Below are 14,323 nucleotides of genomic sequence, written 5' to 3'. Positions count from 1 at the left end.
CCACTTAAACAAAAAGAACAAAATCATCGGGCTTTAGCCAAAACCTAAAAACAAAAACTTCAATTCCTCAAAAATAAAAGAGCTGTTCAAACGAACAGCTCTTTCAATTTATTTTAAAACATCAGCTTCAATAGAGCTGTCGTTATATACTTTGATAAATGCCTTGGTGTAATCTTCTTTATTGGCAAAATTCGGGTTATCCATAAACTTTTGTGGATTGATGGCGAAAAGTGGGAACCACGTACTGCTGATCTGAATCTGGATTTTGTGTCCCTTTTTGAACGTATGAACTACATCCTGAAGTCTGAAGTTAACAGCCGTCTTCTGGTTAGGAACCAAAGCTTCTCCCTTTTCTTTGGTATTTCTGAATCTTGCAGGCATGATCTCACTTCTTACCATCTGGTGGTAGTTGCCATAGATAACGCCTTCTTTCTTTTCTGCAGGCTTAAAATCTTCAGGATAAACATCAATCAGTTTTACTGCAAAATCGGCATCTGTGGACGTGGATGCAATATTCAGTTTAGCCATAATCTCTCCGGCAAATGTAATATCATCAGTCAATACATCGGTAGTGAATGTTAATACATCTGGTCTTCCTACAGCAAATCTCTGGTCTTCCGACATATAATTTTTGGGAGTGAAACCGTTGAAGTCTTTTAAATGATCTGAGCTTAGAACAGGATTGTTAGGATCACTATAATATTCAGAATATCCTTGTCCGGATGATTTCTTCAGGGTTTTATCAGAAAGATAGAAATTCACTTTCTGAGCATTTTTCGGTGGGTAAGAAGCAAATTCTTTCCATTCTTTAACACCGGTATCATACATCAGCGCTTCAGGAAGTCCTGCATCTTCTTTGGTATTGCCTTTCAGGTAATGATTGAAAAATTTTGTTTCAATATTTTTTTGGTAGTAAGTAGCAATACTATCTCCAAAATACGTTTCACTGTGGAAGTGTTTTCCCTGCTCCTGAGACCAACCGCCATGGGAAAAAGGTCCCATTACTATGGTGTTTTTAGCTTTAGGGCTTGTCTTTTCAATAGTTTTATAAATATTCAGAGGACCAGAAAGATCTTCTGCATCAAACCATCCTCCGACAGTCATTACAGCGTGGTTAATATTCTTCAGGTGAGGAAGAAGACCTCTTTTCTGCCAGAATTCATCGTAGTTGGTATGATTCATAATTTCTGTCATGAAGAAATTATTCTTGTAATATTTTTCATATCCATCTTTCAGCGTACCCATATCTCTGTAGAATTTCAAACCGTCTTCAGAAGTCTGTTTGATGAAAGAATCCATATACCATGCCTGCTTTTCCGGTTGTGTTTTCTGAACGCCAAAAACAGGAAATGTTCTGAAATAACCTAGCATAAATCTTCCGTTGTGAAGGAAGTCGTCATTCCAGAAATCGGAAATCGGTGCCTGTGGTGAAGAAGCTACCAAAGCAGGATGCTGTGACAACGTTCCTACAGCAGTATAGAATCCCGGGTATGATGTTCCGAATTGGCCTACTTTACCATTGTTATCTTTCACATTTTTCAAAAGCCATTCGATGGTGTCATATGTATCCGTACTTTCATCAACATCTTTTTTGGTTTTGCGCTCCACCTGCGGAGTCATATTGGTAAAAGTGCCTTCACTCATATATCTTCCGCGTACGTCCTGATACACGAAAATATACTTGTCTTTCATAAGATACGTGTTGGGACCTACCTTTGCTTTATATTCACTTTCTCCGTACGGTGCAATGCTGTAACAGGTTCTCTGCATCAGGAACGGATATTTGTTTTTGTTCGATATATCTTTCGGAATATATACCGCAGTAAAAAGTTTCACGCCATCACGCATTGGAATATAAAATTCTTTCTTGGTGAAATTGTCTTTAACGAAGGTATCTTTCTGTTCCGTTTTCTGAGCTTTTCCAAGAATGAAAAAAAGAATACATAATACTGAAATATGGATTTTCATAAAAAAAATTTACCGCTAATTTAAAAATAAAAACATGTTTATTAATAATCTTGTTTAAAAGGTTGTTGTAAAAACCACCCCGTCAAAAATTCTTTGAATTTTCGCCACCCCTCCGGAGGAGGGGAATATTATATCTTCAGTTGTAACGGAGCTCAGGATTATATTTCAGGTTGCCCCATAGAAATAGCCGGAAAGATCCGGCCATTATCAAAATATATACAGAAGTATGATGTTGCTTTACTGCGTCTTTTTACCTGCAAATTTATTCAGTTTCATGCTGATGGAGAACATGATGTATCTTTTCAGGATGAGATCTTCACGGTCTTCAAAATAAGAATCGGTAATGGTTCTTCTCACGCTTTGATTTTGATTTAAAACGTCATACACCTTTACTTTTGCTGTAAACTGTTTTTTATAGAATGAATATCCAAGGCTGGTATTCCAGAAGTAGAAATCTTTTTTAAAGCCCGGAGCAATATTGGAATTGGTATTGTATTCAAAATCGTTTCCAAATACGAAATTGCCTTTCAGCATATAATTGGTCAGTTCAAGTTTTAATGACTGATTCGCTGTATTTACATTGGTTACATTATAATTGGTATAATTGGAGAAACTATATCCAAGTCTGTAAGAGGGCTTGATCGTCATTTTATCTTTAATTTCATAAGTAAGATTAAGACCTGGGTTTAGATTATAAGAATTGCTGGTGAAAGATTGTCCATCAATAAAACCGTTATTGTAAGCATAATTCATGGTGAATCTTGGATTGATAATAAGTTTATTATTCTTCCATTTCAATACTTTACTGAAACCTCCGCCGGCATTGATGCTTTTATTTCCGCTTACGTTGTCATAAGTGATCACCTGTTTTCCTGCATTATCATAGGTGGAAAAATTGATGATATCATTATTTCTGTACGTAAAACCAATATTGAAATAGTAGCTGAACTCTTTCACTTTATTATAATTATTGAAATATAAATAAAGATTGTTAGTCCAGGTATTTTTTAAGTCAGGGTTTCCCTGATAGGTAATCAAAGGATTGGATTCATCTTTATAAGGAGTCAGTTGTTCTGCTGTCGGAATGGTGAAGTTGGAATAGTTGTAAAAGCTTAAGGTTTTTCCTTCAGTCAGCTGATAGTAAAGGTTCACATTATATTGGGGCAGTACAAAATTTTTCTGAAGGTCATATTGCTGGCCGTTATAGTTTGAATTTACTTTCATATCTGAAATATCAAGATTCATGGAAGCCCAGAAATTCAGTTTCTTTTTGCTAATCTGGTAAGTCAACTCAGGAGATATCTGATTGATTCTTTGCTTCATATTGTTGGATAAAAGCTGATTGTATTTAGTATAATCTCCTGTTGTATTATCAAAATCATTTACATTTCTCAAATCTCTGGAAGATCGGGTTTCATATTTCAATTCAAAACTTACACTTGAAGAATCGGAAACAGGTTCTGTATATCCGGCAGTAAAATTGAAACTGCTGTTCTGATTTTTATTTTTGGCTAACTGATCCCTGTTGTCTTTTGTGGTTCCATTAGTTTGATAGAACGTATTTTGAGATTGGTTCAGGTTATCTCTTTTAGATTCAGAAATGGAACTGTTCATATTAGCGGAAACCGAACGTCCTTTTTTCCTGAACTTTCTTGAAAAATAGAGGTATGGATTGAATGAATTGCTTTCCGAATCATTACTTGAATAAGCATTACTTTCATTTACAAGTTTGCCATTATTTAAAGTAGATGAACGTGAATTATTAAAATTGAAACTGCTGTTTTTCGTAAATCTTGGAGAAAGATAGATACTCGTCATAGAATCCAGCTTGATTTTAGCCGAAGTATCAAAGCTGTATTGTTTGGACTCATTTTCACCATTGCTTTCAGAATTGGTTTGAAGCGTGTAAGTAGGGAGAAGGGTAGATCTTGAAACTTTAGATCTTGTTTCCGTATTGGAATCGGAATGCATCAGGCTGAAGGAATCCAGATCGGCATCTTTTCCCAGCTTGTCACTGTAGTTTAACCCAATTGTTGTAGACCTTTGAATTCCTTTCGTACCGCCTCCCTGGTTATAGTAAGTCATATTTCCTACCGTTGAGACAGATCCTCCCTGCATCATCCAGGCATTCCGGCCATTTCCCATACTGTCAAAAACCTCATCTCTGGAGAATCCCTGAGAGTTGATATTATTGGAAGAAGCCAATAGGCTTATTTTGGTATCCCCTTTAAAATAACTCGCCAGTCCACTTGCTTCATACCGTTTATCTGATCCATAGCCAACCGTAAGTCTTGTCAGTAAACCTTTATTTTTCTTTTCATCAATATTAAAATTGATGGTGGTATTCTGAGATTTGGCTGCTTTTCCGCTGAGTTCTTCCTCCTTGGTTTTAGTGGTGGTGAACTGAATATTCTTAATAATATCTGCGGGTAAATTCTGAAGAGCAATTTTACCGTCTTTATCAAAGAAAGGCTTTCCATTGATCATGATCTGGTCTACTTCTTTGCCATTCACGGTAATCTTTCCTTCATTGCTGATTTCTACACCGGGGATTTGCTTCAGAAGCTCTTCAATTTTACTGTCTGGGCGTACTTTGATAGCAGCTGCATTAAATTCAATAGTGTCTTTTTTAATTTTTACGGGTGAAACGGTGATTTTTACTTCATCAATTTTATTTACAATACCTTGCTTCTCCAGCTGAATATCTCCCAGAGATAGCGACTGATCTATTTTTTCGAATTTTTTTGAATAGGAAGATAATTTATCAGCATCAATTTTGAGAATGGAAGGTTCTTTCATATCATCAATCTTCAGCGAGAATTTCCCTTCCCTATTGGTTGCCGTATAATTGATAATGGATGAATCTTTTTGTTTCAAAAGATAGACGGTGGCATTTTCTATCGCTTTCTTTTCGGAATCGGATATTTTTCCGTCAATGTGTAACTTTTGGGCGTGCAGAATAATGACAGTGAACATCAAAGTCAATAGCAACAGAGTTTTCTTCATTAGTTTTTTTTTCAGAGCCGTAAAAATATAAAAACATCCCAAAGTTGGGATGTTTCTATGCTTTTTTTGTGAAAATTTATTATTTTTTAATAAAAATTATGCTCTTAAATATCTTGAGTAAGCATATCCTTCCTGGCCGTCAGCATTTTTTACTTTCCACCAGTCATCAGAAGTTTGCTCAATAAGAGTTACAGAAGAACCTTTTGCAGCTTTACCTACAACGGCAGCTTCAGTAGAAGGTTCCTGTCTGATGTTAAGATTAGATTCTTCAGTAGCCACTGTTAAAGAAGCACCTGAAGCCAAACCTGCAACCTGTACATCAATATTGATATCTGAAGCAGAATAAGTAGAATCAATAGCTCCCAGAGCATTCCATACAGCATCTTTAGCTGCAGTATTGGAAGCATTTCCGGAAACATAAAGAATTCCGTCCTGCTCCTGAACCTGAAGATTGGAGATCCCTGCAGACTGTGCCGCTGAAACTACACTTGAATATTTATCTTGTAATTGGCTCATCTTAAATTATTTTACGATTAGGTTGTTGTTATACTTTCCGATTTTCAAAGCATCTACAGATTCCTTGATTTTTCTGGCCTGTAAAGCAGAAACATTTCCTGTAAGAGTAAGCTGTCCGTTAACAACTTCCACTTTTACAGAAGGGAAATCCTTCACTGCATCCTGAACTTTTTTCTGAACAGCAGGATCTACAGCAGATGCCGTTTCAACTGGTGCTGCAGGTGCAGGAGCTGCTACGGTAGACATATCCATTACGTCTTTTACTCCGCTGATGGCTTTTAATTTAGCAATCATTGCGTCTTTAGACTGTTGATCTGCGAAAGTACCGCTTAAGTGAGCTACACCTTCTTTTACTTCAACAGAAGCATTGGGATTAGAAGTTACTATAGTTGTAGCCTGAGTCTGAAGGTCGGCATCAGAAACTTTCTTTTTACAAGAAATAGCACCGAAAGATACAGCTACAGCTAATGCAGCCATTGCAATAGTTTTTTTCATATTGTATATTTATTAATGTTGTTATACACTCAAATGTAATAATAAAATTTGTACCAAAAGAATAAAAAGTCAATAAATGTTTCTTAATTTTTTTACAATATTTTCTAAACCAGGGTTTTAATTTTTGGGGATTAAAAACTTAATGTAAAATTCAACTCTATAGAAGAAAATCGTCTGCCAATTGAAAAACCATTATATTTGCGCAAATTGAACTATATATATGAAAGGACAGAATAAACTTTTTATAGCAATTATCATTGCCCTTCTTCTGGGAGTAGGAATCGGAGGTATTGTACACGTGAGCTATCCGGATAGTGCAGAACCCTTTTCTAAAAACATAAAACTGTTGGGAACGGTTTTTATCAGATTGGTACAGATGATTATTGCTCCATTGGTTTTTACGACATTAGTAGTAGGGATTGCCAAAATGAGTGATATCAAAATGATTGGAAGAGTAGGTACAAAAGCCATGCTTTGGTTTATTTCAGCTTCTCTGATTTCCCTTTTTATCGGGTTGATCCTTGTTAACTGGCTGGAGCCGGGACATGTTACCAAATTACCAATTCAGGATGTCGCTTCTGCTGACGAACTTCTTAAAAGCAGCAAAAGTTTTTCCATGGAAGATTTCGTAAAACACATGATTCCTAAAAGTTTATTTGAAGCCTTCGCTACCAACGAAGTACTGCAGATTGTTGTATTTGCGGTAATGTTTGGAGTTGCTTTGGCTAATCTGGGAGAAGAATATGCTAAACCAGTTGTGAAACTATTTGATATTATTGCTCACGCCATTCTTAAAATGGTAGGGTATATCATGTGGTTTGCTCCGCTTGGAGTATTGGGAGCTATTGCAGCGGTAGTGGCCACCAATGGTTTTGAAATTTTTAAAGTATATGCTATTTATTTAAGAGACTTCTTCTTTGCTATAGGAGTTCTTTGGCTGGTCCTTTTACTGGTAGGATATTTCATCCTAGGAAACCGTCTTTTTGACCTTTTAAAAAGAATTAAAGAGCCTTTGCTAATTGCTTTCTCTACAACAAGTTCAGAAGCAGTATTCCCGAAATTGGTGGAAGAACTGGAGAAATTCGGGTGTAACAGCAGAGTAGTTTCTTTTATTTTACCATTAGGATATTCATTCAACCTGGATGGAAGTATGATGTACATGACATTTGCTTCAATCTTTATTGCTCAGATCTACGGAATCGAAATGACCCTTGGACAGCAGATCACTATGCTTTTGGTACTAATGCTTACGTCAAAAGGGATTGCAGGAGTTCCAAGAGCTTCTCTGGTAATTATTGTGGCAACATGTTCAATGTTTGGTATCCCGCCGGAAGGTATTGCTTTGATTTTACCAATTGACCATTTCTGTGATATGGGTAGAAGTATGACCAACGTACTTGGAAATACGCTGGCAACCACAGCAGTTTCAAAATGGGAAGGGCAGTTAACTGAACCATTAGACAAAATTTAAATATCAATGAGTTTAAACAACTTAGAAAATCATAAAAGCCATATTGAAAAATATGGCTTTGCTGTTATCAATGATGTGTTTTCGCAGAAAGAACTGGAAGACATCAATGTTGTGCTGCAAAATATAGACACTTCAAAAGAAAATTTTAGAAAGTCTGAAGACCTTTTTGCCATCAGACAGTTTTTAAAGGAAGTTCCGGAAATCAAAGATCTTGTGTTTAATGAAAACATCAGGAAAGTGATAAAGGAAATTTTTGGAGAAAAATATTTTGTAGTTAAAAGCATCTATTTTGATAAGCCTGAAACTTCCAACTGGTACGTGGCCTATCATCAGGATCTTACTATTTCTGTGGATAAAAAGCTGGAATTGGAAAATTTCGGACCGTGGACCACCAAACAAAATCAGTTTGCGGTGCAGCCTCCACTTAATGTTTTGGAAAATATCTACACCATCAGAATCCATCTGGATGATACCGATGAAAACAACGGAGCGCTGAAAGTGGTTCCAAAGTCTCATGCAAAAGGCATTTACAGACCGGAAACCATCGACTGGACAGTTGAAACCGAAGAAATCTGCAACGTAGAAAAAGGGGGAATTATGCTGATGAAACCTTTAACGCTTCATGGTTCCAACCGAACCACCAACGGAAAGAAAAGAAGAGTCATCCACATCGAATTTTCTGATATGGAACTTCCGGAAGTCCTGCAATGGTCGGAAAGAATGAATTGAAAAATAAACCCTTCTTCAAAATTCTGAAGAAGGGTTTATTTTAGTATTAATCACAGGAGATGATTTCACCATACGGCTTGTCTATATTTTCTTTATGATAGGAGAGAAATAGCAGGCCTTCTTTAGGGTTGGGATCCCAGAAAGATGTTGGTGTGGAGACTTTCATCTTTGTTTTCAGTATATTTTCAATCATACTATCCTTACTTCCAAAAGTTGTAACAGGAGTAATTTCCTGAATTTTTGATGTATCATCTATTTTTACTTTATAGATAGCAAAAGACTGCTTAGGCTTGAATCCACTGATCTTTGATAAATCAGATCTATATTCGGTTCGGGTTTCATCATAGCAACGGGTAAACTGTAAGCCTATAAACCTGAATGTATTATTATTTAAATAAGTAAAGGCTTTTTCCAGATTTCTAAGCCACGAATTTTCAACTTTTGTTGGTTTATTTTCCAGTTTTGATTTTGGAGTACAGGATGAAATGGAATAGGTGTTATTGTATTGGTTTAAAAAGATAAGATATCTTTCATTGGGCAGGACATCAATTTCACAAGCTCCGGAATAGGAATTTCCAATGAGTCCTCTCACATTCATTGTTTTGAATGTTTTAGCTCCCTTATATACTTTTTCAATTTCAATATCTGCTTTATAGGATCTTTGCTCAGTATTTTCGTCATATACTTTCAAAATTTTGATAATACCTACAAATTCAGAATTTTGATAATTGTGTGCTAAGGTTTCATATACACATTTACAAGCTGAAACTTTTATAATACTTAAAAGTAAAAAGAGTAGTAATGATAATTTTTTCATAGGTGTTGTTTTTTGTTTTTTACTTCACAGCAATTTCATCAATAAAGATATAAGCATCACCGCCTGCTCCCTGATGCCATTCCGGAAGTTTTCCGAAGTAGTAAGCTTTTACTTTAATATATCGGGCTTCGGTAGGAAGAATTTCTGTTGAAAAGTCTTTGATCTGTACTTTTTCATCCTTAGGATCAATAGTATTGTCAACCGTCTTAAGAAGGACAAAATCTTTTCCGTTCATGGAGGCATAATATTCTACTTTTTTAGGCATCATAATCCATGCTTTGCTGTCCTGAAGGTAAGTGGAAGATAATGATTTTATGTTCTTAGGGGACTTAAAATCAATGACTGCCTCAAAATTTTGTCCCTGATATCCGTGCCATTCCCCTTTTCTCCAGTTAACATCTCCTCTGATTCCATCAATAAGAGCCAAGCTTCCGGTAGCACTGTACTGTGGAGTCACTTTTGATAAAATATTAATATCCCAGTAATTAGGTCTTCTGTTGAAGTGAGATGTGGTTACAGAACTTTTTTCTCCGTTTCTTTCAGCATAAGCCATTACCTGAGTGGTTTTGGTGATGGAGAATGGTCCTTTATAAGTAGAGAACGTCTTTCTTTTATTGCTGTCACTTTCATCTATCGTCATGTAGTACACTTTGTCATTGGCATTAAGTGGAGTGATTTCTACCTTGGTAGAAAAATCAAAAATTCTGTCTGCAGCAATTACTGGTGAAGCGGTTTGTTCAGCATATTTAAAATCTTTAGCCGATTTCACATTTTCGAATCCCAGTTTTTTAAGTTCAGCTCTGCCGGTAGTTTTGGTAATTGTTCTGGTAGTACCGTCTTCAAGATGAATTTTAATTTCGTCAAAATAAGGCGTTGTGGTTTCCCATTCCGGTAATCCCGGAGTGACAGAATAAATTCCCATTGAGCTTAAAACATACCATGCACTCATCTGGCCACAGTCTTCATTTCCGATAAGGCCGTCAGGTGTATTTTTATAAAAATTATCAAGGATGTATTTGATTTTTGCATCTGTTTTTTCTGGTTTATCAACGAAATTATATAAATAAGCAATGTGATGGCTTGGTTCATTTCCCTGGGCGTATTGTCCTATCAATCCTGTGATATCCACTTGTTCTCTTCCCGTTGTTTTATCAGGTGCTGTAAAAATAGCATCAATGAACTGTTCAAATTTTTCTTTTCCGCCATGCGCTGCAATAAGCCCCGGAATATCCTGCTGTACAGAATATGAATAATGCCACGAGTTTCCTTCCGTATAATTGTTGTTAACTTCTCTCGGATCAAAAGGCTCATACCAGTTCCCGTTTTTTCTTGGCTGCATAAAACCTGTTTTTGGATTGTAAAGGTTTTTCCAGTTCTGAGAACGTTTCATGAAATACTGATAGTCTTCTTTCTTGCCTAAAATTTTCGCCATTTGAGCAATACACCAATCGTCATAGGCATATTCTACAGTTTTGGAAACACTTTCATGCTCATCATCTATGCTGATATAATGATTCTGTTTGTAAGCATTCAAACCAAAAATATCCTGCATGGCAGAACCTTTTGCAGCCTGAAATGCCTTTTCATAATCAAACCCCTGAATTCCCTTAGCCATAGCATCTGCAATGACGGAAACAGAGTGATAGCCAATCATACATTCTGTTTCGTTGGAAGCCAGTTCCCATACCGGAAGTTTTCCTCCCTGTTCGTATTGTTTAATGAAGGTATTGATAAAATCAGCAGTTCTTTTTCTGTCAATTAAAGTCATCAGCGGATGAGCGCCTCTGAAGGTGTCCCAAAGTGAAAATACAGTGTAATAATCAAAACCATTGGCGGTATAAAGCTTGTTATCTCTGCCTCGGTATTTTCCGTCAACATCCATATTGATGTTCGGTTGTGTGAAAACATGGTAGAGTGCAGTATAAAAAACAGCTAATTTGTTTTTATCATCAGATTTCACCTCAATTTTGGAAAGTTCTTTATCCCAATTCGTTTCTGCCTGTTTTTTTACTGCTTCAAAATCATTAGATGTTCCTTCTGCCAGCATATTTTTTACTGCTCCTTCATAGCCTGTAGGCGAAACAGAGACTTTTACATTGATCTTTTCTCCTTTTTTAACATTAGCTGAAAATGCCAGAGCAAGTTTTGTCCCCGTAAAAAGATTGTCTTCTTCTTTTCCATTGGTGTCTTTTTTTGAAATTTTCATAGGTTTTGAAAACTCAATTCTGGCATAGATGTACTGATTGGTAGCCCATGCTTCACTTCTTCTGAAAACTTCAATGGTTGTATCATCAATAATCTTTACTTCACCTTCCAGAAGCTTATCTCTGTGGTTGAGGTCTAAAATGATATTGGCATTTCCGGCATTGTTGAAAGTGTATTCATGATACCCGACTCTTTTTGTCGTTGTAAGGCGAACATCAATATTATTTTTATCTAATTTTACAGCATAGAATCCTGCTGTTGCTTTTTCATTTTTATGCGAAAATTTTGAAGAATAGTCTTTGCTGTTCAGGCTTGGATTTCCCATAGTAGGCATCAGCATAATGTCTCCATAATCAGAAACTCCTGTACCATTTAAATGCGTATGAGAAAAACCATAGATGACAGAATCCGAATAATGGTATCCGCTGCATCCGTCCCAGCTTCCGTCAATTCTGGTATCGGGAGAAAGCTGTACCATTCCAAAAGGAACAATTGCCCCTGGAAAAGTGTGGCCATGGCCTCCGGTTCCTATCATGGGATTGACATATTGGGAATAATTTTGTGCGGAAATAATTTGAGTAATACATATGGAAAATGCAATAAGCCCTTTTTTCATGTTTTGATTTTAAAGAACGAAGATATTGAAAAACAGTAAAAGAGATGTAATAAAAGGCATTTACGATTTGTCTTATTAAAAACAATATAATTCATGAAGAAGATAGTACTAGCTGTAATCATGCTGTTGCCTGCTATTGCTTTAGCTCAAAGTATAAAAGGAAAGATCTCTCAGGCTGGAAATGCTGTTCCCTACATTGAGGTGATTGCCGTAAAAGATCAGAAAAAACACACCTCCATTTCAGACGAAAAAGGAAATTACTCTTTGAAACTTTCAGAAAATGGAAACTATACCATTAAGCTTCTACAGGATGGTATAGAAATTTCCAACAGAGATATTGTCATCAACGGAGAAGTAAAACAGGACTTTTTTATTGAAAAAAAGAATGAAAAACAAATCGAAGGGGTTACGCTTACTGCCAGAAAAAAACTGATTGAGAGAAAAGCAGACAGATTGGTTTTCAATGTATCCAATTCTGTTGCCTCACAGGGGATGGATGCTGTGGATGCTCTTGCGACAACTCCTCTGGTTAAAGTAGATGATAACACCGGAGTTTCCATCGTTGGGAAAAGTGGGGTGGCAGTAATGATTAACGACAGAATTCTGAATTTGTCAGATGCTGAACTGGTTACCTATCTCAAAAGTCTCAGATCTGAAAATATAGAAAAAATTGAAGTCATCACAGCACCTCCTGCCAAATATGAAGCACAGGGAAACAGCGGATTGATCAATATTGTTTTAAAGAAAAATCAAAATCTGGGATGGAGTGGAAGTTTGACCTCCAGTCTTCAACAGCAGACTTATACCGGGAATTCAAACAGTGTAACCGTAAATTATCAGAACGAAAAACTGCGTTCTTCCTTAAAGCTAAGACAGAATAAAAATGAAAAACATTCCTATGAAAACTATTGGATAGAAGGTGAAGATGGTCTTAAAAGTAACGATAACAGAAGAGATTTCGGGGATGGACTGGGGGCCAATTTAAGTTTGGATTATCAGTTAAGTAAAAAGTCCAATGTCGGATTTATTTATGATTTCGGATTCGGACATTCCAATATGGATATCAGAAATACTTCAAACTATTTCCAGAATGGGATTTATACCAATACACTACTGACTGATGCACAGCACAGAGCTACAGGAAGACAACATACGGCCAGCGCGTATTATGATCTGAAATTCGGGAAACAGGATAATAAACTGAGTATCACAGGGAATTATTTTTCCAATACTCCGGAAACAATTATTGATTTTACTACAACAGAGAGTTCGGCAGACAGATTTGTGGTAAAATCGCCTTCTATGGTGGATTATAAAATTTATTCCGGGCAGGCGGATCTTACATTGCCTTATCAGTTTGCAAAGACAGAAGCTGGAGTTAAATTTACCAATTTTGATAATAACTCCAGTATATTTTATCAGAACTTAACGAACGGACAATATATTACAGATCCTTTGAAAAGCAATGAATTTGAATATAACGAGAAAAATTATGCAGCTTATATAAGTTTTGAAAAGTCATTCAACGAAAAATGGTCGGCAAAAGCAGGTTTACGTTACGAATATTCGGTGGTCAACGGAAATTCTTTAACTTCCGGACAGCAGACTGAAAATTCGTATGGGAAATTTTTTCCAACGGCCTATATCAGCTATAAAAGTAATGAAAACCATACTTTCAACCTGAATTATTCCAAAAGAATCAATAGACCGGGATTCCGAGCGATCAATCCCTACCGCTGGTACATCAATATCAATTCTTATTTTACCGGAAATCCTTTCCTGAAGCCCTCTATCAATCATAATTTTGAACTTTCCTACGTATACAAAGGAAAATTATCGGCATCAGCTTATTTTCAGAGAACCGTGGAAGCATTTAGTCAGCTTGCCACCCTGAAAGGAGAAAACAGGGTGAGTACTTTTGAAAATTATTACAACCAGAACAGCATGGGAGTTTCCCTTAACTATTCAGATACTTTTTTCAAAAAATGGGAAGCGAATTACTCGGCCAATTATTCTTATATGAATACGGATGTTTTTGCAACCGATGCTCTTGCCAGAAAAGGGAATAGTTATGATTTCGATTTTCAGAATAATATATCACTCAATCAAAGTAAAACAATACAGCTGATTATGAATTACTGGTTCCGTCTGCCTTCCAATTCCGGAAATTCCTATATGAAGTTTGCTGGAAATCTTACTTCAGGGGTGAAACTGAATCTTATGGAAAAGAGCCTTCAGCTGAATATATTTGTTTCAGATATATTAAAGCAAGGCAAAAGTCTGGGAGAAATTTATTATACAACAGGAACACATTCTTACAATAATTACTACGACGCCAGAAGACTTACTTTATCAGCAACCTATACTTTTGGAAATAAAAAAGTAAAAGGAATGGATCGTAATGTAAGGTTTGATGAAAAGAACAGAGCCAATTAATACTCTGACTTTAAATTGTTTTTGATGCATGCCATTCTGAATGAAACGGAGTGGAATGAAGAAT

9 protein-coding genes are annotated in these 14,323 nt (G+C 36.3%); 3 read left to right on the top strand and 6 right to left on the bottom strand.

Annotation, left to right across the window (positions count from 1 at the left end; all coding sequences use genetic code 11):
- Positions 1-108: 108 nt before the first annotated feature.
- The 4 genes from DEU39_RS11705 to DEU39_RS11690 all read right to left on the bottom strand — a co-directional run bounded on the left by DEU39_RS11705 (position 109) and on the right by DEU39_RS11690 (position 5,985).
- Positions 109-1,968, bottom strand: coding sequence for a CocE/NonD family hydrolase (locus DEU39_RS11705; protein ID WP_120232039.1), 1,860 nt, complete (start codon positions 1,966-1,968; stop codon positions 109-111).
- 237 nt (positions 1,969-2,205) lie between these two features.
- Positions 2,206-4,974: a TonB-dependent receptor gene (locus DEU39_RS11700; protein ID WP_183037408.1), complete on the bottom strand. Its 2,769-nt coding sequence runs from the start codon at positions 4,972-4,974 to the stop codon at positions 2,206-2,208.
- Between the two features lie 96 nt (positions 4,975-5,070).
- Entirely contained in the window at positions 5,071-5,490 is a 420-nt protein-coding gene (locus tag DEU39_RS11695) for an SH3 domain-containing protein (RefSeq protein WP_062674092.1), read from the bottom strand.
- 6 nt (positions 5,491-5,496) lie between these two features.
- Positions 5,497-5,985: a BON domain-containing protein gene (locus DEU39_RS11690; protein ID WP_062674094.1), complete on the bottom strand. Its 489-nt coding sequence runs from the start codon at positions 5,983-5,985 to the stop codon at positions 5,497-5,499.
- A 220-nt stretch (positions 5,986-6,205) separates the two neighbouring features.
- On the opposite strand from DEU39_RS11690, the gene DEU39_RS11685 reads away from it, so the two are divergent.
- Positions 6,206-7,456: a dicarboxylate/amino acid:cation symporter gene (locus DEU39_RS11685; RefSeq protein ID WP_047434424.1), complete on the top strand. Its 1,251-nt coding sequence runs from the start codon at positions 6,206-6,208 to the stop codon at positions 7,454-7,456.
- 6 nt (positions 7,457-7,462) lie between these two features.
- Complete coding sequence (locus DEU39_RS11680; protein WP_120232037.1) at positions 7,463-8,185, top strand: phytanoyl-CoA dioxygenase family protein; 723 nt, start codon at positions 7,463-7,465, stop codon at positions 8,183-8,185.
- 46 nt (positions 8,186-8,231) lie between these two features.
- Here DEU39_RS11680 and DEU39_RS11675 read toward each other — a convergent pair whose 3' ends face one another.
- Together DEU39_RS11675 and DEU39_RS11670 are read right to left on the bottom strand one after the other, a co-directional pair.
- Positions 8,232-9,002 (bottom strand): hypothetical protein, encoded by a 771-nt coding sequence (locus DEU39_RS11675; protein WP_120232036.1) that lies wholly within the window; start codon positions 9,000-9,002, stop codon positions 8,232-8,234.
- A 19-nt stretch (positions 9,003-9,021) separates the two neighbouring features.
- A complete protein-coding gene (locus tag DEU39_RS11670) occupies positions 9,022-11,823 on the bottom strand; it encodes a GH92 family glycosyl hydrolase (protein ID WP_120232035.1) in 2,802 nt (933 codons plus the stop codon).
- Positions 11,824-11,916: 93 nt separating this feature from the next.
- Between DEU39_RS11670 and DEU39_RS11665 the strand changes: the two genes are divergently transcribed.
- Complete coding sequence (locus tag DEU39_RS11665; protein WP_120232034.1) at positions 11,917-14,259, top strand: outer membrane beta-barrel family protein; 2,343 nt, start codon at positions 11,917-11,919, stop codon at positions 14,257-14,259.
- The last annotated feature ends 64 nt before the right edge of the window (positions 14,260-14,323 follow it).

The organism is Chryseobacterium sp. AG363, from assembly GCF_003610675.1.
GTDB classification, from domain to species: domain Bacteria; phylum Bacteroidota; class Bacteroidia; order Flavobacteriales; family Weeksellaceae; genus Chryseobacterium; species Chryseobacterium cucumeris.
This window is presented reverse-complemented; position numbering and strand designations above follow the sequence as displayed.